General features: G+C 73.4%; 18 protein-coding genes. 8 read left to right on the top strand and 10 right to left on the bottom strand.

What is annotated here, in order from left to right:
- The first annotated feature begins 59 nt into the window (after nucleotides 1–59).
- The 3 genes from AC07D6_RS11945 to AC07D6_RS11935 are packed head-to-tail and all read left to right on the top strand — an operon-like array spanning nucleotide 60 to nucleotide 2,012.
- On the top strand, nucleotides 60–932 hold the full coding sequence (locus AC07D6_RS11945; protein WP_479043549.1) for a helix-turn-helix transcriptional regulator: 873 nt from the start codon (nucleotides 60–62) through the stop codon (nucleotides 930–932).
- Between the two features lie 43 nt (nucleotides 933–975).
- Nucleotides 976–1,698, top strand: coding sequence for an AzlC family ABC transporter permease (locus tag AC07D6_RS11940; protein ID WP_479043568.1), 723 nt, complete (start codon nucleotides 976–978; stop codon nucleotides 1,696–1,698).
- Nucleotides 1,695–2,012 (top strand): AzlD domain-containing protein, encoded by a 318-nt coding sequence (locus AC07D6_RS11935; RefSeq protein ID WP_315880811.1) that lies wholly within the window; start codon nucleotides 1,695–1,697, stop codon nucleotides 2,010–2,012. Before AC07D6_RS11940 ends, AC07D6_RS11935 begins: the two co-directional genes overlap by 4 nt.
- Nucleotides 2,013–2,037: 25 nt before the next feature.
- On the opposite strand, the gene AC07D6_RS11930 is transcribed toward AC07D6_RS11935, so the two are convergent.
- A complete protein-coding gene (locus tag AC07D6_RS11930) occupies nucleotides 2,038–2,952 on the bottom strand; it encodes a hypothetical protein (RefSeq protein ID WP_479043547.1) in 915 nt (304 codons plus the stop codon).
- Between the two features lie 91 nt (nucleotides 2,953–3,043).
- Between AC07D6_RS11930 and AC07D6_RS11925 the strand changes: the two genes are divergently transcribed.
- Nucleotides 3,044–3,238 carry a DUF3046 domain-containing protein gene (locus AC07D6_RS11925; protein ID WP_315880810.1) on the top strand — a complete coding sequence of 65 codons (195 nt, stop codon included), beginning with the start codon at nucleotides 3,044–3,046 and terminating at the stop codon, nucleotides 3,236–3,238.
- Nucleotides 3,239–3,482: 244 nt separating this feature from the next.
- Nucleotides 3,483–4,619 carry an AI-2E family transporter gene (locus AC07D6_RS11920; protein ID WP_479043567.1) on the top strand — a complete coding sequence of 379 codons (1,137 nt, stop codon included), beginning with the start codon at nucleotides 3,483–3,485 and terminating at the stop codon, nucleotides 4,617–4,619.
- A gap of 530 nt (nucleotides 4,620–5,149) precedes the next feature.
- Here AC07D6_RS11920 and AC07D6_RS11915 read toward each other — a convergent pair.
- The 4 genes from AC07D6_RS11915 to AC07D6_RS11900 form a co-directional block, all read right to left on the bottom strand.
- A complete protein-coding gene (locus AC07D6_RS11915; RefSeq protein ID WP_479043545.1) occupies nucleotides 5,150–5,935 on the bottom strand; it encodes a cytochrome d ubiquinol oxidase subunit II in 786 nt (261 codons plus the stop codon).
- A gap of 15 nt (nucleotides 5,936–5,950) precedes the next feature.
- Nucleotides 5,951–7,258, bottom strand: a complete 1,308-nt coding sequence (locus AC07D6_RS11910) for a cytochrome ubiquinol oxidase subunit I (protein WP_479043544.1) — start codon at nucleotides 7,256–7,258, stop codon at nucleotides 5,951–5,953.
- A 205-nt stretch (nucleotides 7,259–7,463) separates the two neighbouring features.
- The gene (locus tag AC07D6_RS11905; RefSeq protein ID WP_479043542.1) at nucleotides 7,464–8,129 is read right to left on the bottom strand and encodes a response regulator; all 666 of its coding nucleotides are present in this window, start codon (nucleotides 8,127–8,129) and stop codon (nucleotides 7,464–7,466) included.
- Nucleotides 8,126–9,349, bottom strand: a complete 1,224-nt coding sequence (locus AC07D6_RS11900; RefSeq protein WP_479043541.1) for a sensor histidine kinase — start codon at nucleotides 9,347–9,349, stop codon at nucleotides 8,126–8,128. Before AC07D6_RS11900 ends, AC07D6_RS11905 begins: the two co-directional genes overlap by 4 nt.
- A 387-nt stretch (nucleotides 9,350–9,736) precedes the next feature.
- Here AC07D6_RS11900 and recA point away from each other — a divergent pair, with 387 nt between their 5' ends.
- Together recA and recX are read left to right on the top strand one after the other, a co-directional pair.
- The gene (gene recA, locus AC07D6_RS11895) at nucleotides 9,737–10,867 is read left to right on the top strand and encodes a recombinase RecA (RefSeq protein WP_315880804.1); all 1,131 of its coding nucleotides are present in this window, start codon (nucleotides 9,737–9,739) and stop codon (nucleotides 10,865–10,867) included.
- A 3-nt stretch (nucleotides 10,868–10,870) separates the two neighbouring features.
- A complete protein-coding gene (gene recX, locus AC07D6_RS11890; protein ID WP_479043539.1) occupies nucleotides 10,871–11,440 on the top strand; it encodes a recombination regulator RecX in 570 nt (189 codons plus the stop codon).
- A 66-nt stretch (nucleotides 11,441–11,506) separates the two neighbouring features.
- On the opposite strand, the gene AC07D6_RS11885 is transcribed toward recX, so the two are convergent.
- The 5 genes from AC07D6_RS11885 to AC07D6_RS11865 all read right to left on the bottom strand — a co-directional run bounded on the left by AC07D6_RS11885 (nucleotide 11,507) and on the right by AC07D6_RS11865 (nucleotide 16,893).
- Nucleotides 11,507–13,171: an FAD-dependent monooxygenase gene (locus AC07D6_RS11885; RefSeq protein WP_479043538.1), complete on the bottom strand. Its 1,665-nt coding sequence runs from the start codon at nucleotides 13,169–13,171 to the stop codon at nucleotides 11,507–11,509.
- A 320-nt stretch (nucleotides 13,172–13,491) separates the two neighbouring features.
- Entirely contained in the window at nucleotides 13,492–14,409 is a 918-nt protein-coding gene (locus tag AC07D6_RS11880; protein WP_315880801.1) for an amino acid ABC transporter permease, read from the bottom strand.
- Nucleotides 14,406–15,053, bottom strand: coding sequence for an amino acid ABC transporter permease (locus AC07D6_RS11875; RefSeq protein ID WP_315880800.1), 648 nt, complete (start codon nucleotides 15,051–15,053; stop codon nucleotides 14,406–14,408). Before AC07D6_RS11875 ends, AC07D6_RS11880 begins: the two co-directional genes overlap by 4 nt.
- 97 nt (nucleotides 15,054–15,150) lie before the next feature.
- Complete coding sequence (locus AC07D6_RS11870) at nucleotides 15,151–16,074, bottom strand: glutamate ABC transporter substrate-binding protein (protein WP_315880799.1); 924 nt, start codon at nucleotides 16,072–16,074, stop codon at nucleotides 15,151–15,153.
- Nucleotides 16,075–16,107: 33 nt separating this feature from the next.
- On the bottom strand, nucleotides 16,108–16,893 hold the full coding sequence (locus AC07D6_RS11865; protein WP_479043535.1) for an amino acid ABC transporter ATP-binding protein: 786 nt from the start codon (nucleotides 16,891–16,893) through the stop codon (nucleotides 16,108–16,110).
- 265 nt (nucleotides 16,894–17,158) lie between these two features.
- On the opposite strand from AC07D6_RS11865, the gene AC07D6_RS11860 reads away from it, so the two are divergent.
- A complete protein-coding gene (locus tag AC07D6_RS11860) occupies nucleotides 17,159–17,893 on the top strand; it encodes a response regulator transcription factor (protein ID WP_315880797.1) in 735 nt (244 codons plus the stop codon).
- Nucleotides 17,894–17,895 lie beyond the last annotated feature (2 nt).

The raw sequence follows: 17,895 nt of genomic DNA, 5'->3' as shown, positions 1-17,895 counted from the left end.
CGGCGTCCACACCGCGGACCGGCAGGTCAGCGGGGTGCGGGCGGGCGCAGAATGGGGGCATGGCGACCACCCCGGACGGCGGACGGCCCGACGAGTGGGCCCGGCACTGGCAGTACCCGGGCCTGCCCGGCCTCGACCTGCTGCGCGCCCGCTACGTCCGCCACTCCTTCTCCCGCCACAGCCACGAGGGCTACGTGCTGGGCGCCGTCCGCCGGGGCATCGAGGACGTCGTCATGCCGGAGGGCACGATCAAGGCCCGTCCCGGCACCGTCGTCATGATCAACCCCGAGGTGCCGCACTCCGCGCGCGCCGGGGTGCCCGAAGGCTGGTCGTACACCACGCTCTACCCGTCGTCGCGGCTGGTCGCCGGGATCGCCGAGGAGGAGACCAGTCTGCGCGGCACGGTCGCCTTCGGCGAGACCATCGTCGAGGACGAGAGCACCGCCCGGCTGATCGGCGCCGTGCACCGCGCGGCCGAGGAGGGCAACGCCCTCGCCGCCGACAGCATCCTGCGCGTCGCCGTCGCCCGGCTGCTGCGCCGCCACGGCCGGACCCTCCCGCAGCGGATTCCGCGCCCGGCCGGAGCCCGCACGGCCGCCGCCGCGCGCGAGGTGCTCCTCGACCGCATGACCGGGCCGCCGTCCCTGGAACAGCTCGCCCGGGAGCTCGGCACCAGCCCGTTCGCGCTGCTGCGCGCCTTCAAGGCGGCGTACGGGATGCCGCCCCACACCTGGCTCACCAACGCGCGCGTACGGGCCGCCCGCCGCCTCCTGGAGGCGGGCAGGGCACCCGGCGACGCGGCCGTGGCGGTCGGCTTCACCGACCAGCCCCACCTCAACCGCCACTTCACCCGGATCGTCGGCGTCCCGCCGGGCGCCTACCAGCGGGAGCGCGCAAGAACGTACAAGACCGGGAGCGCGGAGCGACCTTAGCGTGCCGGGCGTGGCAGAACAGTCAACACCATCAGCAGCACCCATGGCGGAGCGCACCGCGCACGCGGACGCGGCGCGGCACACGGACGCGGCGAAGCCGGACCGGGCCGTCGTACGGGACTCCCTCGGGGTCGGCGTCGCCGTCGGCCTCTCCGGTTTCGCGTTCGGCGTCACCTCGGTCGGCGCCGGGCTCGACCTCCTCCAGACCTGCGCGCTCAGCCTGCTCGTCTTCACCGGTGCCTCGCAGTTCGCGCTCGTCGGCGCGCTGGCCGCCGGGGGCAACCCGTTCACCGCCGCCGCGGGCGCCTTCTTCCTCGGCACCCGCAACGCCTTCTACGGGCTCCGCCTCTCCCAGCTCCTGGCCCTCCCGCGCGCGCTGCGCCCGCTCGGCGCCCACTGGGTCATCGACGAGACGACGGCGGTGGCCCTCGCCCAGCCCACGCGTCGCGCCGCCAGGATCGGCTTCACCGTCACCGGCCTCACCCTGTACGTGCTGTGGAACCTCACCACGCTCGCCGGCGCCCTGGGCGCGGAGGCCGTCGGCGACACCGGCGCCTGGGGGCTCGACGCCGCCGGACCGGCCGTCTTCCTCGCCCTGCTGGCCCCGATGCTCCGCTCCACCACCGACCGCGCCGTCGCCGGCCTGGCGGTGGTCCTGGGGCTCGGGTTCCTGCCGGTGCTGCCCGCCGGCGTGCCGGTGCTCGTCGCGGCGCTGGCCGCCCCCGCCGTGCTGTGGCTACGAGGACGCGAGGAGGACCGGCGATGAGCGCCACCACCGTCTGGGTCGCGATCGGCCTGACCACCGCCGGCTGCTACCTGCTGAAGCTCGGCGGTCTGCTGGTGCCGGCCGACACCCTGGAACGGCCCCTCGTGCGGCGCCTGGCGGCGCTGCTGCCGGTCGCCCTGCTCGCCGCGCTCACCGCGCAGCAGACGTTCAGCGCGGACGGCGCGCTCGTCGTCGACGCGCGCGGAGCGGGTCTCGCCGCCGCGGCCCTCGCCCTGGTGCTCCGCGCGCCGTTCCTGGTGGTCGTCGCCGTGGCCGTGGTGGTCACGGCCGGGGTGCGGGCGCTGGGCGGCTGACGCGCGCGGCGGCGGGCCGGGCCCGTCAGCCGACGCTGCGGCCGTACGCCCGCAGCGTGCGCAGCGCCTCGATCGTGACGATCGGCCGCGACTCCAGGGCGGTGCCCGGCGCCCACTGCCGCCAGCCGACCGGCCAGCCGCCGTCATCGGACTGCGCGGCCACCAGGTGGTCCAGGGAACGGGCCATCTCCTCGTCGGTGAACCACCGCCGGGCGAGCGAGTCCGGCACGCGCGCGTAGTCGTGCGGGAAGTGGTACTCGCCCGGCGCGTACCCGGGGGCGAGCGGATACGCGTCGGCCCGCTCCGGCTCCAGCACCGCCAGCCGCTGTCCCCGCACCACCCGGCCCAGCCGGTCGGCCGCCGCCTCCGCCCGGGCCCGGTCGGGGACCCCGTCGAGGAACGCCACGGCGGCCTCGGCCTCGTACGGGTGCGTCGGCCGGTCCCTCCCGATCGCGTCGACCGCCGCCCAGCAGAAGTCGGTGGCGCGGAACAGCCACGCGTGCCAGACCTGGTTGCGGTGGAGCAGCCCGACCACGGGTCCCGTGGTCAGCAGGTCGCTCGGCGGGTCGTCGACGACCGGGACGAACGGCGCGACGGGATAGCCGCGCACCGACGGGTGGACGGCGGGCAACGCGCCGTCGCGGGTGGAGACACCGGTCAGGTACCGGCAGACCCGCTCCACGCGCAGCCCGCCGCACCGGCCGATCGAGTCGAGCACGCGCAGCGCGTGCGCCGTGTGCAGCGGCTGGCTCACCGGGCCCCGCACGTCCGGCTCCAGGGCGTGCCCGTAGCCGCCGTCCTCGTTGGCGTACGGGACGAGGGCGGCCTCCACGGCGTCGGCGCCTCCGCCCAGGAAGTGGTAGGCGAACCGGCGTTGTTCGAGGACGCGGGCCGTGAGCCAGACGAACTGCTCGGCGCGCGCGAGGGGGGTTCCAGCCATGTGTCGACCCATGTTCCGACCGTAGGGCGGAAAGGGTCTCCGGCAAGCGGCCGGGGACGGTCTGCACTCTCAGGAGCGCGATACTGGACGCATGCGGTTGACGATTTTCTGGGAGCGCATGGCGGACCACTTCGGCGCGGCCTACGCCGAGTCCTTCGCCCGCGACCACGTGATGTCCGAACTGGGCGGCCGGACGGTGTACCAGGCGTTCGACGCCGGCTGGGAGGCGAAGGACGTGTGGCGTGCCGTGTGCGCGGCCGTCGGCGTCCCCGCCGACAAGCGCTGATCCGGGGCCCGGCCGCACGCCGGGTCCGGGTTGTCCACAGGTTGAGCGCGGTGTCGCCGACGTGCGCGACACTTGCCCCGTGGCCCCGACTGACGAGACACAGAACCCCGCCCCCGACTCCGATCCGCCCGCCGGACCCGCCGCCGATCCGGCGGGTTCCGCGGGTTCGGCGTCGGGACCGACCGGTGCGCAGACGCCGGCCCCGGCCGGCGGACCGGCCCCGGCGACCGCGGGCGCCGCCAGGATGCCGCGCTGGCTGCCGAAGGCGATGACTCTCGCGCTGGCCCTCTACGCCTGCTTCCAACTGGGCAGCTGGGCGTTCCACCAGCTCATCGGGTTGCTGATCAACATCCTGATCGCGTTCTTCCTCGCCCTCGCCATCGAGCCCGCGGTCGGCCGCATGGCCGCGCGGGGGATGCGCCGGGGCCTGGCGACGTTCCTGGTGTTCCTGGGGGTCCTCGTCGTGAGCGTCGGCTTCGTCGTCCTCCTCGGGTCGATGCTCGCCGGTCAGATCGTCGACATGGTCGAGGACCTCCCCAAGTACCTCGACTCGCTGGTCAACTGGATCAACCACACGTTCCACACCGAGCTCTCCCGCGTCGAGGTCCAGGACAGCCTGCTGCGCTCCGACTGGCTCCGTCAGTACGTGGAGAACAGCGCGAGCGGCGTGCTCGACGTCTCCGCCACCGTGCTCGGCGGCCTCTTCAAGCTCCTGACGATCTTCCTGTTCTCGTTCTACTTCGCCGCGGACGGCCCCCGCCTGCGCCGCGCCCTGTGCTCCGTCCTCCCCCCGGCGAAGCAGGCGGAGGTGCTGCGGGCCTGGGAGATCGCGGTCGACAAGACCGGCGGCTACCTCTACTCGCGCGGGTTGATGGCCCTGGCGTCCGGCGTGGCGCACTTCGTCCTGCTGGAGTTCCTGGGCGTTCCCTACGCGCCCGCGCTCGCCGTGTGGGTCGGTCTCGTCTCGCAGTTCCTGCCCACCATCGGCACGTACCTGGCGGGCGCGCTGCCGATGCTGATCGCCTTCACCGTCGCCCCCTGGTACGCGCTGTGGGTGCTGGCGTTCGTCGTCGTCTACCAGCAGTTCGAGAACTACCTGCTCCAGCCGAAGCTCACGGCGCGGACCGTGGACATCCACCCGGCGGTGGCCTTCGGCTCCGTCGTCGCGGGCACCGCGCTGCTCGGCGCGGTCGGCGCGCTGATAGCGATCCCCGCGGTCGCCACGCTCCAGGCGTTCCTCGGCGCGTACGTGAAGCGGTACGCGGTGACGGAGGACCCGCGGGTGCACGGCCACCGCCGGCACGGCGAGATGGTGCTGGCCCGGGTCCAGCGGGCGCTGCGCACCGGGCGGGGCCAGGAGCCGCCCGAGGACGGCGCCTGACCCCGGAAGGCCGCCTTCCGGAGCCGTACGGGACGGGGCGCGAGACGGTCGCGCCGTCCTCGTACGGGGTCCGCAGACCGGTGACGCCCGGCGCCGCGCGACCGCGCCGAGGAGCGCCTCGACGCGCCGCCGTACGCCCGTGCTCCGTGCCCCGTACCGCCCGCACACCGCGTACCCCGTACGCCCGCACCCCGCATCCCGTCCGTCCGAGCCCCGCACCCCGTCCGCGTCGTCCCGTTCCGCGATGCGCACCGTCGCGCCGGCCCGTGCCGTGCCGGCACCGCGCGGGCCCGCTGCGGGTCCGTCCCGGGTGGGGAGGAGCCGTCGGGGTGGGCGCCGCCCACGGACGGTGAGACCGCGGCGCTCCCGGCGACCGGCACCACCCGCAGCGGCACCGCCCCCAGCGGTGGCGGTGCGGGAAGGCCATCGGGCGCTCGAAGGCGCTCCCGCGCCGCAGTCCGGCCGCTCGCCGACGGTGTCCTTCGCGGTCGTGGCCGACGTCCTCCCGCAGGGGCTCCGGGAAGCCCGGCTCACAGGTAGGAGGGGCCGGTCACGCGGTGCCGGAAGACGTACCACGACCAGACCTGGACGGCGACGAGCGGGGGCGTCACCACGAGCAGGGCGGGGACGAGCAGGACGAGCGTGGCGTGGTCCGCCGCCGACCGGGCCAGCGGCAGCGCCACCCCCGCGGCCACGGGGACGGCGGCCATGAGGACGGCCGTCAACGCGAACGAGTGCACCGCGCGCGTACGCCCGACGAGCCGCCTGGCCCGCTCGTACGGCAGCCCCGTGAGCCGGACGGCCGCGAAGCCCAGCCCGTGCGCGGCGAACAGCGCGGCGACGGCGGCAGCCGTGACCAGCGCCACCGCCCCGGACGCGGGCCTCTCCGGGGTGCCGCCGAGCACCCCGGCCAGCAGCCAGCCCCACGCGAGGGCCACCGTCCAACTGCCGCACACCACCGCGCCGTCGCACCCCGCCCGCCAGGCCCGCCCCGCCCGGCCGGTGACCCGCCCCCGCAGCCACAGGCCCGAGTCGCGGACGACCCAGCCGACCAGCAGCGGCACGATCACGACGAACTGACCGCTCAGCAACTCGCCCTCCAGGACCGGGAAGCAGCCGACGAACAGCCCGGCGGTGGCGACCAACCACACCTCGTTGCCGAGGAGGAAGGGCGCGAACGAGGCGATGACCAGCCGCCGCTCGCGGTCGGTGCGCCCCAGGTAGGGCGCGACCATCCCGGTCCCGACGTCCGCTCCGGCGAGGACGAAGTAACCGGCGGCGTAGAAGCCGAGCAGGGCGATGGCCAGGGTCTCCACGGAAAGCTCCTCGGGTCAGTAGCGCGGGACCGGCAGGGCGCCCGCGGGGTCCTCACGGCCGCCGGGGTCCGCGTCCGGCCGCTCGTCGCGGCCCAGGCCCACGTCGGCGGGGCCGCGCCGGGCGTGCCGCACCAGCAGCCAGGCGTTGACGGCGACGAGCAGCGCGAACAGGGTGGTGAAGGTCGCCAGGGAGGCGCGCATCGCGGCGGGGGAGAGGTCGGAGACCGCGTCCTCGGTCTTCAGCAGCCCGTACACCACCCAGGGCTGGCGGCCCGCCTCCCGGAACACCCAGCCGCTGATCATCGCGACGTAGGGCAGCGGTACGGCGGCGATCAGCGCCACGTGCCACGCCCGGAACCGGAAGACCGCCGTCCGGAAGAAGGCCAGGACGAACCCGGCGAGGGTGAAGTACATCATCAGGCCGAAGGCGATCAGCATGACCAGGGCGCCGCCCCGGGTCCACGCCTCCGGCGGGACGTAGTCGCCCGGTCCGAAGCGGGCCGCCAGCTCCGCCTGGAGACGGGCGATCTCCGCCGTCTCCTGCTGGAACACCGCCGACTTCACGGGCTGCAGCGTGGCGAGGGACGACATCTGGAGTCCGCCGAAGACGGCCGTCACCACCAGCGCGGGGAAGGACAGGAACACCCCGACGCGCAGGCTCCGGCCGAAGAACGCCCACTCCGGGGTCCGCCGGAACAGGTGGTACGCGCTGACGGCCGCCATGAAGAACCCCGCCGTGAGCAGCGCACCGGCCACGATGTGCCCGAAGGCCAGCAGGGCGCTCGGGTTCGTCAGGACGGCGACCGGATCGTCGAGGACCAGTCGGTCGCCGTCCATGCGGTGCCCCACGGGGTTGTTGAGGAAGCCGTTCGAGACGAGGATCCAGTACGCCGACGCGTACGCGGTGAGGGTGACGATCCAGATGGCCGCGAGGTGCGTCCAGCGGCCCAGCCGGTTCCAGCCGAAGATCCACAGGCCGAGGAAGGTCGACTCGACGAAGAACGCCACGATCGTCTCCACGGCGAGCGACGCCCCGAGGATGTTGCCCGCCTGGTGCGTCAGGCCGCTCCAGCTCAGCCCGAACTGGAACTCCATGACGATGCCCGTGACGATCCCGACCGCGTAGTTGACGACGTACAGCTGCCCCCAGAACCGCACCAGGCGGGCGTCGAGGTCGCCGCCGCCGAACGTCGCCCTCGTCTGCAGGCAGGCGACGACGGTCGCGAGGCCCAGGGTGAGGGCGACGAACAGGAAGTGGCCGCCCGCGGTGAGCGCGAACTGCAACCGGGCGAGACCGAGGACTTCCGAGACGTCTGGATTCACGCCGCCAGCATCGGAGTACGGCTGCGCCCCCGTCGTCGCCCACCGGTCGTCAGTGCGGGTACCCCACCGGTTGCGGCCTCCTACGCGCGCGTACTCCGGTGGTCGCACCGGAGGGGCCCGGAGCCTCGGGGGTGCGTCGGGGTGGGGATCAGGGTCGGGCCGGTGACGCCGGCGTCCGCGCGGCACCGGGGGCCGCGGGGCCGGGTCAGGCGAGCCAGCCGGGCGTGATCATCCCCGACTCGTACGCGAGGATCACCAGCTGCGCCCTGTCGCGGACGCCGAGCTTCGTCATGATGCGGCTGACGTGCGTCTTGGCGGTGGCGGGCGACAGGACCAGCCGCCGGGCGATCTCGTCGTTGGACAGCCCCGCGCCGACCAGGCCCATCACCTCGCGCTCCCGCTCGGTCAGGGCGTTCAGCCGCGGGCTCGGGTCCGGCTGCCGGCCGCGGCCCGCGAACTCGGCGATCAGGCGGCGGGTCACCGCCGGCGCGATCAGCGCGTCACCGCGCGCCACCACCCGCACGCCGTGCAGCAACTCCATCGGCTCGGTGTCCTTCACCAGGAAGCCCGACGCGCCCGCGCGCAGCGCCCCGTACACGTAGTCGTCGACGTCGAACGTGGTCAGGATGACCACGCGGACGCCCTCCAGCCGAGGGTCCCCGGTGATGCGGCGAGTGGCCTCCAGGCCGTCCGTACCGGGCATGCGGATGTCCATCAGGACGACGTCCGGGCGCAGCTCCCGGGCGAGGGCGACGGCCTGCTCGCCGTCGGCGGCCTCGCCCACGACCTCGATGTCCGCCTCGTCGGCCAGGATCGACCGGAACCCGGCGCGTACGAGGGTCTGGTCGTCGGCGAGCACGACGCGGATCATTCGGTCCCCTTGGTGGTGGTGAGGCTGCTGGTGAACGGGAGGCGGGCGGAGACCTGGAAGCCGCGGCCGGTGTTCCCCGCGGTGAACTCGCCGCCGAAGGCCCTGGCCCGCTCCGCCATGCCGCGCAGGCCGCTGCCGCGCGCGTGGGCGTCGGGCGAGCCCTCGCCGTCGTCCTCGATCCGCAGCCGCAGCCCGTCGTCCGCCCAGGACAGTGTGACCAGCACCCCGCGGGCGCGCGCGTGCCGGGTCACGTTCGTCAGGGACTCCTGCACGATGCGGTACGCGGCGAGGTCCAGGGCGGGCGGCAGCGACCGAGGCGTGCCCTCGGTGCGGGTCACGACGTCCAGGCCGGCCGCGCGGGCCCGGTCGACCAGCGCGTCCAGCCGGTCCAGGCCCGAGGCGGGCGCGGTGGGCGCGGCCTCGTCGGCCTGGCGCAGCGCGCCGAGCGTGCCGCGCAGTTCCCGCAGGGCGTCCTTGCTGGTCGCCCTGACCGCCTCCAGTGCCTCCGCGGCGATGGGCAGGGCGTCGGCGGCGTCGGACCTCCCGGCCAGCCGGTGCAGGGCGGCGCCGGACTGGACGCTGATCAGCGAGAGGCTGTGGCCGAGGACGTCGTGCACTTCGCGCGCGATGCGCAGCCGTTCCTCGGTGGCGCTCTGGCGGGCACGGGCCTCCTGCTCCCGCTCGGCCGCCAGGGCGCGCTGCTCGACCTCGTGGAGGTACGCGAGGCGGGCGCGCTGCGCGCGGCCGACCGCGACCAGGCTGATCAGCCAGCCCGCCAGCATCACCAGGGACGTGTCGTCGATCTGGCGCCGACCCGGGTCCTGGCGGATCTCGCCCAGCCCGACCGCGAGCAGCGTCGCGGAAGCCAGGGCGACGGCGGCCACGAACCGCCCCTCGGCGGCCGTCGTGTACAGGGCCAGGGCGAACGTGACCATCAGCGGGCCGTCGTACGAGCTCGTCGGGTAGTAGGCGACCGAGGCCAGGAGGGTGACGACGGCGACGGCCACCGGCCTGCGGCGCCGGAACAGCAGCGCGCCGCACCCCGCGGCGAGCAGGCACCAGCCGAGGACGGTGCGGGAGAAGGCCTCGCTCCCCGGGGCCGCGGAGGCGATGGAGACGGCCGTCCAGCCGGCCACGAAGGCGGTGACGACGGCGGTCACGGCCAGGTCGGCCGTCCGCGCGGACACCCGGCCGCGCCGGACGGGGGAGGGGAGGGCCATGCCAGGAAGGATAGGCGCCGCCCGGGAGGCGACGGGCCGCCGAGGTGGTGCCCGCCCCCGCGCCGACACGGCCGCCCCCGGCCCGGTACGGCCCGGTACGGTCCGGTCGGGCGGACGTGCCCGTCGCGTGGGGCACCTCACATCCGCGGGGGGCCGCCCGCGCCGGCCCCGGTGGTCGCGGCACCCTGGAAACGCCCCTGTCCACAGGGGCGTGGCTCGCTTGACACTAAAATCGAACATCCATTCTTATGAGGGCGTGGCCTGGTCCTCCGCCTGCTGCGGCGGGGGTTTTCCACAGGCCGGGAGGTGCGTCGAGGCGCGTTGTCAGTGGCAGGGGTTAGCGTCTTTGACGTGAAGCGATCGACTCAAGCAAATCGGGTGGAACCCATGGCAGGAACCGACCGCGAGAAGGCGCTCGACGCCGCGCTCGCACAGATTGAACGGCAATTCGGCAAGGGCGCCGTGATGCGCATGGGCGAGCGGTCGAACGAGCCCATCGAGGTCATCCCGACCGGCTCCACCGCGCTCGACGTGGCGCTCGGCGTCGGCGGCCTGCCGCGCGGCCGCGTGGTGGAGATCTACGGCCCGGAGTCCTCCGGCAAGACGACTCTGACCCTGCACGCCGTGGCCAACGCGCAGAGGGCCGGCGGGCAGGTCGCCTTCGTCGACGCGGAGCACGCCCTCGACCCCGAGTACGCCAAGAAGCTCGGCGTCGACATCGACAACCTGATCCTCTCCCAGCCCGACAACGGCGAGCAGGCCCTGGAGATCGTGGACATGCTCGTCCGCTCCGGCGCGCTCGACCTGATCGTCATCGACTCCGTCGCCGCGCTCGTGCCGCGTGCGGAGATCGAGGGCGAGATGGGCGACTCGCACGTGGGTCTGCAGGCCCGCCTGATGAGCCAGGCGCTCCGGAAGATCACCAGCGCGCTCAACCAGTCCAAGACCACGGCGATCTTCATCAACCAGCTCCGCGAGAAGATCGGCGTGATGTTCGGCTCGCCCGAGACCACGACCGGTGGTCGCGCGCTGAAGTTCTACGCGTCGGTGCGCATCGACATCCGACGCATCGAGACGCTCAAGGACGGCACGGACGCGGTCGGCAACCGCACGCGCTGCAAGGTCGTCAAGAACAAGGTCGCCCCGCCGTTCAAGCAGGCCGAGTTCGACATCCTCTACGGCGAGGGCATCAGCCGCGAGGGCGGCCTGATCGACATGGGCGTCGAGCACGGCTTCATCCGCAAGGCCGGCGCCTGGTACACGTACGAGGGCGACCAGCTCGGCCAGGGCAAGGAGAACGCCCGCAACTTCCTCAAGGACAACCCCGACCTCGCCAACGAGATCGAGAGGAAGATCAAGGAGAAGCTGGGCGTCGGCGTCCGGCCGGACGCCGCGGCGGCGGAGCCGGCCCCGGACGCCGCGGTCGCGGCGGACGCCACGGCCGAGGCCGCGAAGACGGTGCCCGCACCGGCGGTGAAGGCAGCCAAGGCGACCAAGGCCACAGCGGCCAAGGGGTAACCCATGGCCCGGCGCACCGAATGGCCGGGCGGTGGCACCGACTCGTCGAGGGCCGAGAAGGAGCTGCCGCCCCAGGACCCGGCCGAGCAGGCGCGGGCGATCTGCCTGCGCCTGCTCACCGGGACGCCGCGCACCCGCAGGCAACTCGCGGACGCGCTGCACAAGCGGGGCATCCCGGAGGAGGTCGCCGACGAGGTCCTCTCCCGTTTCGAGGACGTCGGACTGATCGACGACGCGGCGTTCGCCGGGGCGTGGGTGGAGTCCCGGCACCACGGCCGCGGCCTGGCCCGCCGCGCCCTCGCCCGGGAGCTGCGCACCAAGGGCGTCGACTCCGCCCTGATCGACGAGGCGGTCGGCCGGCTCGACGCCGAGCAGGAGGAGGCGACGGCCCGCGAGCTCGTCCAGCGCAAGCTGCGCTCCACGCGCGGCCTCGACCGCGACCGCCGCCTTCGCCGCCTCGCCGGCATGCTCGCCCGCAAGGGCTATCCGGAGGGCCTCGCCCTCCGCGTCGTCCGCCGGGCCCTGGAGGAGGAGGGTGAGGACACCGACGACCTGCACTTCGACGGCACCTGACGGCCGGCGCGTCACCCGGCCGGTGGCCCGCCGGCGGCCCGTCCGGGCCCGGCGGCCCGGCGCCGGTCAGGGGACGTTGGCGGCCTCCCCCCGGGCCTCGGCCGCGGCCTGCCCCGGCGCGTCCCCGAGCAGGGCGTCCGCCGCCGCGCGGAGGGCCGCCGGATGGACGCCGGCGAAGGCGGCGGTCAGATGGCCGTCGGGTCGTACCAGCAGCACCGTGTGCGCCGCCGCACCCGGATACGCCTCCGTGACGAGCAGCTCGCCCCGTACGGGCAGGGACCGCACCGTCTCGGCCAGCCGCGGCATGACCCCCGCAGTGACCCAGTGGCGCCGGTCCCACACCCCGGTCCCCGGCGCGACGAGCACCACCAGCACGCCCCGCCCCAGCCGGTCCCGGAGCCGTCCCGCCGTGCCGTCGGGGGCGGTCACCGGCACGTCGGCGACCGGCGAGCCCGGAGCCGTACCGACCTCCACCCCGCCCTCCACGTCCGCCGGTGTGAGCGGTGAATGCGGGTAGGCGGGCGGGGCGCCCAGCGGCCCGCGCCCCAGGTGCCCGTCGGTCAGCAGCGCGTCGTGCCCCCGCGCACCGCCCCGCAGGTACGTCCGCAGCCCGCCCCCGCCCCGCAGCACCGGCAGCGACTGGTCCGCCGCCCGCAGCCGGGCGGCCACCGCCGTCCGCCGCTCCGCCTGGTAGCTGTCGAGCAGCACCTCCGGCGACCCGCCGCCGTGCCACGCCCGCGCCAGCTTCCACGCCAGGTTCTCCACGTCGCGCAGGCCCTCGTCCAGGCCCTGCGTGCCCAGGGCGCCCAGCAGGTGCGCGGCGTCCCCCGCCAGGAACGCCCGGTCGACGCGCCAGCGCCGCGCGAGCCGGTGGTGCAGCGTGTACACACCGGTGTCGATCAGCTCGTACGGGGGCGTGTCGCCGCACCACCCCGACAGCGTCTCCCGGATCCGCCGCACGAGGGCCTCCGGCGTCACCAGGTCCCCGCGCGGCGGCAGCAGCCAGTCCAGCCGCCAGCTCCCGCCCCCGAGCGGGCGCGCCGCCACCTCGTCCCCGCCGCCCCGCCACGGCGGCCGGCGGTGCAGCACGCCCTCGTCGGGCCACGGCAGTTCGGTGCGGAGCGTCGCGACGGCGTGGCGCTCCACCGCCGTACGCCCCGGGAAGCGGATGCCCAGCAGCTTGCGCACCGTGGACCGCGCACCGTCGCAGCCCACCAGGTGACTCCCGCGCCACCACGTCGCACGCGCCCCGCGGGTGTGCGCCGCGACCCCCTTCGCGTCCTGCTCCAGCGCGTCCAGGCGGCAGTCCGTGACGACCCGCACGAGCCCGGCCGCGGGCGGCGACGCGAGGGCCGCGCGCAGCGCGCCCGCCAGCGCGTGCTGCGGAACGTGCAAAGGCGCCGCGACGCGCTCGCCGAGCCCCCCCTCGTCGTCCTCGCCGTCCGCCGCGCCGTCCGGCGCGTCCGCGAACGTCAGGTGCCGCACGAGCTGCCCGCGCCGCATCGTCCGCCACCCGCTCCACCGGACGCCCTCGCCCCCCAGCGCCCCGGCGCCGCCCAGCCGCTCCACGAACGAGGCGGTGTCGGCCCGCAGGACCACCGTCCGGGCGGGCCGGTACTCGTCCTCAGCCGTCCCCTCGTCCAGGACCACCGACGGCACGTCCTGCGCGGCCAGCGCGAGGGCCAGCGCGAGCCCGACCGGCCCCGCACCGACGACGATCACCGGGTCCACGGCGTGACTCCTGCGACTTCTGTGACCCGGATGGACCTACGGCGAACAGGGGAAACGCGTGCACGTGCGACTGGTACCCGGTGAGTGATCACAGAACGTATGCAACCCACTGCGTGTTCTTGCGTCAAGTGACGGCGGAACACGCGGGACGGCGGCGCCGCGTGCCGCGGGCGGGCCCGAGCGGCGCGCGGGACGGAAGACCGGGTGCGCCGTCCCGTCGCGGGGCGGTTCTGGGACGGCGGACGAGAAGAAGCCCGGCGGACGGCTCGAAAGCCGTCCGCCGGGCAGGTGCGGACACCGCCGGCCCCCGCCGGTGTCCGCTACTTCCGGACGTCCGGCGCGGCGTGGGGACCGATGTCGTCGGCGGGCGTCCCCGTGGCCCCCAGGACACCGGGCGCCTCCGCCGGTTCGGCTGCGGCGGCCACGCCGATCCCGGTCTTCGCCCTCCGGCCGCGCCGCTCGATCCAGTTGGCGAGGGCGGAGAGCGCCAGGCACATCGCGACGTAGATCACACCGATCACGATGATGGTCGAGACGTACGGGTACTGCCCGTTGACCTGCGTGTTGCTCGCGATGAGCCGGGCCGCGTACAGCAGCTCCGGGTACAGGATGATGAAGCCGAGCGACGTGTCCTTCAGCGTCACCACGAGCTGGCTGATGATCGTCGGCATCATCGCCCGCACCGCCTGCGGCATGAGCACGCTGGTCATCACCTGCGTCTTGCGCAGGCCCAGCGCGTACGCCGCCTCCCGCTGGCCGCGCGGCACCGAGTTGATGCCGGCGCGCAGCACCTCGGCCTGCACGCACCCGTTGTAGAGGGAGAGGCCCAGGGCGAGCGCCCACATCGAGTGGTCGGTGAGGAAGCCGACCCACACCGCGTAGATCGTGATGAGGAGCGGGATCGAGCGGAAGACCTCGATGAAGGCCGTCGCCAGCCACCGGACCGCACTGTGGTCGGACAGCCGCCCCACCGCCAGGACCACGCCCAGGACCAGGGAGCCCACGGCGGCGATGCCGAAGGCCTTGAGCGTCGAGATCACACCCTCGGCGATGTTCTGCCGGATGCCCGCGTAGTTGAAGATGTCCCACATCGCGGGGGCGAAGTGCCCCTTCTCGGCGAGGCGGGCGATGCTGACGCCGGCCACCGCCAGCACGGCGAGCGTACCGAGCACCGCGTAGACGCGGTTGCGTGCGATCGCCTTGGGGCCGGGGGCGTCGTACAGGACACTGCCGCTCATCGCGCGACCTCCAAACGTCGCTCCAGCAGACGGAAGACGCCACTGATGGTGAACGTGATGACCAGGTAGCCGAGCGCCACCCAGAAGAAGAGGGACACGATGTCGTAGCCCTGGTCGCTCAGCAGCTTCTGCCAGCCGAACAGTTCGGTGACGCTGAAGGCGCCGGCGATCGCCGAGTTCTTCGTCAGCGCGATGAAGATGGAGCTGAGCGGCGGGAGCACCGTCCGGGTGGCCTGCGGGAGGATGACGAGCCGCAGGGTCTGGCCGAACGACATCCCGATCGAACGCGCCGCCTCCGCCTGGCCCAGCGGAACCGTGCTGACACCGGACCTGACCGCCTCGGCGACGAAGGCCGAGGTGTAGAGGCCGAGCGCGAGCGCGCCGAGCACGAAGGTGCTCATGCCGGGGAAGAGGATCTCCGGCACGACGAAGAACGAGACGAGGAAGAGCAGCGTCAGCGGCGTGTTCCGCAGCAGGGTCACCCAGGCCGCGCCGAAGAACCGCAGGGGGGGCGCCGGCGAAACGCGGAACGCGGCGATCAGGATGCCCAGCAGGAGGGCGATCACGCTGCTCACAACGGTGATCGACAGCGTTCCCAGGAAGCCGGCACGGAAATCCGAAAAGTGGTCGAGCAATACATTCATGAGGTCTCCGCGTCGGCGGCGGCAGGGACGGGGGAGTCAGGACAGGGGGCGGCGCGCCCCGCACGCGTCGTGTGCGGGGCGCTCGCCGGGGAGGGCGTCAGTAGCGCTGGACGGCCGGCGGCTCGACGAAGGGGGATCCCGACAGGCCCAGCGTGGCCTCGTAGATCTTCTTGTACGTGCCGTCCTTCACGCGCTTCTCCAGCGTGGAGTTGACGAAGTCGCGCAGGGCCTTGTCGTTCTTGTCCATGCCGATGCCGTAGGGCTCCTCGGTGAACGGCTTGCCGATGACCTTGAGCTTGGTCGGGTTCGACGCGGCGTACCCCTTGAGGATCGAGTCGTCCGTCGTGACGGCGTCCACCTGGCCGGTCAGCAGCTGCTGCACGCAGTCGGAGTACTTGGCCAGCTCGGTCGTCTGCGCGCCGTACTCGGGCTTCTTGATCTCCTGAAGCGGCGTGGAGCCCACGATGGAGCAGACCTTCTTGCCCTTCAGGGTCTCCGGGCCCGTGATGGCCTTCTCGTCCTTGCGCACGAGGAGGTCCGCGCCGGCCTTGTAGTACGGGCCCGCGAAACCGACGAGCTGCTTGCGCTTGTCGTTGATCGTGTAGGTGCCGACGTAGTAGTCGACCTGCCCCTTGGAGATCGCCGTCTCACGGACGCCCGAGTCGACGGTCTTCCACTCGATCTGGTCCTCGCCGAAGCCCAGGTCCGCGGCGACCATCCGGGCGATCTCGATGTCGAAGCCGGAGCGCTTCTTGGTGGCCTGGTCCTCGAAGCCGAGGTAGGGCTGGTCCGCCTTCGAACCGATGATCAGCTTGCCGCGCTTCTTGGCCTCCTGGAACGTCGGCGAGTCCAGCGTGACGTTCTGGGCGACGGCGTACTCCGGCAGTTCCGGCGCGCCGGACTGACCCGGCTTGACGGACTGCGGGTCGCCGGCGGAACCCTCCTTGCCGCCGCACGCCGTGGCGGTCAGCGCGAGGACGAGGGCCGCTGCAGCGGCGGCGGAGGCCTTGCGGAGCTTCATGTGAACATCCCTCAAGTCGTAGGTCGGTGCTCGTCAGTGGTGCAGGATCTTCGAGAGGAAGTCCTTCGCACGGTCGCTGCGCGGGTTGCTGAAGAACTGGTCGGGCGTCGCCTCTTCGACGATCTTCCCGTCCGCCATGAAGACCACCCGGTTGGCGGCCGACCGGGCGAAGCCCATCTCGTGGGTGACGACGACCATGGTCATCCCCTCGCGGGCGAGCTGCTGCATGACCTCCAGCACCTCGTTGATCATCTCCGGGTCGAGAGCCGAGGTCGGCTCGTCGAAGAGGATCACCTTGGGGTCCATCGCCAGGGCGCGGGCGATCGCCACGCGCTGTTGCTGCCCGCCGGAGAGCTGGGCCGGGTACTTGTCCGCCTGGGTGGCCACCCCGACCCGGTCGAGCAGCCGCCGGGCCTTCTCCTCCGCCGTCTTCTTGTCCGTCTTGCGGACCTTCACCTGGCCGAGCATGACGTTCTCCAGGACCGTCTTGTGCGCGAACAGGTTGAAGGACTGGAAGACCATGCCAACGTCGGCACGCAGCCGGGCGAGTTCGCGGCCCTCCGCGGGGAGCGGCTTGCCGTCGATCGTGATCGTGCCCGAGTCGATGGTCTCCAGGCGGTTGATCGTGCGGCACAGGGTGGACTTGCCGGACCCGGAGGGACCGATGACGACCACGACCTCGCCCCGCGTGATGGTCAGGTCGATGTCCTGGAGCACGTGCAACGCGCCGAAGTGCTTGTTGACGTTGCTCAGCACCACCAGGCCGTCTGCCGCCGCTACGGCGCCGTCACTGCCCTTGGCCACTGACACTCCGCTCATCATGCTCCGTCCTCGTCGGTTGGGGAGGACCTTAATCACGGCCCGAGAGCAGCGTCATCACATCTGAGCGGAAATTGAGCATAACGATACGGCCGCGGGCGGGTACGCTGCGTGAACGGGACCACCGGCCCGGGTACGGGTGCATAACGGAACCGCGGTACCGGCCCCCACCCTCTTGACTGATACGCCCGCCATCGGCATGGATGCCGTGATGCATGACGTCAGGATGTCGCCGGGACGAGCGGCACACCACCGGAGGGAGGCCATGAGACTGCTCCTCGTCGAGGACGACGACCACGTGGCCGCGGCCCTCTCCGCCGTGCTCAGGAAGCACGGGTTCGCCGTCACGCACGCCAGGAACGGCGAGGAGGCCCTCAAGGCGGTCCTGCCCTCCGGCGACGCCGGGAGGACGCCCTTCGGCGTGATCCTGCTCGACCTCGGCCTCCCCGACCAGGACGGCTACCAGGTCTGCGGAAAGCTCCGCAAGCTCACCGGCACCCCCGTGATCATGGTGACGGCGCGGTCGGACGTGCGCTCCCGCATACACGGGCTGAACCTCGGCGCCGACGACTACGTCGTCAAGCCGTACGACACGGGCGAGCTGCTCGCCCGCATCCACGCCGTCAGCCGGCGCGCCGCCGGCGACGCGGAGGACACCGGGCCCCTGCCGGTGGCCGGTTCGCCCGCGGCACCCCTGCGGCTCGGCCCCGTCGTCGTCGAGCTGCCCACCCGCCGGGTCAGCGTGGACGGCGCGGCCGTACAGCTCACCCGCAAGGAGTTCGACCTGCTCGCGCTCCTCGCCCAGCGGCCCGGCGTGGTCTTCCGCCGCGAGCAGATCATCAGCGAGGTGTGGCACACGAGCTGGGAGGGGACGGGCCGCACGCTGGAGGTCCACGTCGCGTCGCTGCGCGCCAAGCTGCGGATGCCCTCCCTGATCGAGACCGTACGGGGTGTCGGGTACCGCCTCGTCGCCCCCGCCGCCCCGTCGGTGACCCGGTAGGG

Source organism: Streptomyces sp. NPDC045287 (assembly GCF_056432325.1).
Note: the sequence above shows the minus strand (reverse complement) of the source record. Positions and strands in the feature narration are given on the sequence as shown.

What these genes read in the sequence shown, in the direction of transcription:
- AC07D6_RS11945 (WP_479043549.1), top strand. Translation starts at nt 60, where the DNA reads ATGGCGACCACCCCGGACGGCGGACGGCCCGACGAGTGGGCCCGGCAC.
- AC07D6_RS11940 (WP_479043568.1), top strand. Translation starts at nt 976, where the DNA reads ATGGCGGAGCGCACCGCGCACGCGGACGCGGCGCGGCACACGGACGCG.
- AC07D6_RS11935 (WP_315880811.1), top strand. Translation starts at nt 1,695, where the DNA reads ATGAGCGCCACCACCGTCTGGGTCGCGATCGGCCTGACCACCGCCGGC.
- AC07D6_RS11930 (WP_479043547.1), bottom strand. Translation starts at nt 2,952, where the DNA reads ATGGCTGGAACCCCCCTCGCGCGCGCCGAGCAGTTCGTCTGGCTCACG.
- AC07D6_RS11925 (WP_315880810.1), top strand. Translation starts at nt 3,044, where the DNA reads ATGCGGTTGACGATTTTCTGGGAGCGCATGGCGGACCACTTCGGCGCG.
- AC07D6_RS11920 (WP_479043567.1), top strand. Translation starts at nt 3,483, where the DNA reads ATGCCGCGCTGGCTGCCGAAGGCGATGACTCTCGCGCTGGCCCTCTAC.
- AC07D6_RS11905 (WP_479043542.1), bottom strand. Translation starts at nt 8,129, where the DNA reads ATGATCCGCGTCGTGCTCGCCGACGACCAGACCCTCGTACGCGCCGGG.
- AC07D6_RS11900 (WP_479043541.1), bottom strand. Translation starts at nt 9,349, where the DNA reads ATGGCCCTCCCCTCCCCCGTCCGGCGCGGCCGGGTGTCCGCGCGGACG.
- recA (WP_315880804.1), top strand. Translation starts at nt 9,737, where the DNA reads ATGGCAGGAACCGACCGCGAGAAGGCGCTCGACGCCGCGCTCGCACAG.
- recX (WP_479043539.1), top strand. Translation starts at nt 10,871, where the DNA reads ATGGCCCGGCGCACCGAATGGCCGGGCGGTGGCACCGACTCGTCGAGG.
- AC07D6_RS11880 (WP_315880801.1), bottom strand. Translation starts at nt 14,409, where the DNA reads ATGAGCGGCAGTGTCCTGTACGACGCCCCCGGCCCCAAGGCGATCGCA.
- AC07D6_RS11875 (WP_315880800.1), bottom strand. Translation starts at nt 15,053, where the DNA reads ATGAATGTATTGCTCGACCACTTTTCGGATTTCCGTGCCGGCTTCCTG.
- AC07D6_RS11870 (WP_315880799.1), bottom strand. Translation starts at nt 16,074, where the DNA reads ATGAAGCTCCGCAAGGCCTCCGCCGCCGCTGCAGCGGCCCTCGTCCTC.
- AC07D6_RS11865 (WP_479043535.1), bottom strand. Translation starts at nt 16,893, where the DNA reads ATGAGCGGAGTGTCAGTGGCCAAGGGCAGTGACGGCGCCGTAGCGGCG.
- AC07D6_RS11860 (WP_315880797.1), top strand. Translation starts at nt 17,159, where the DNA reads ATGAGACTGCTCCTCGTCGAGGACGACGACCACGTGGCCGCGGCCCTC.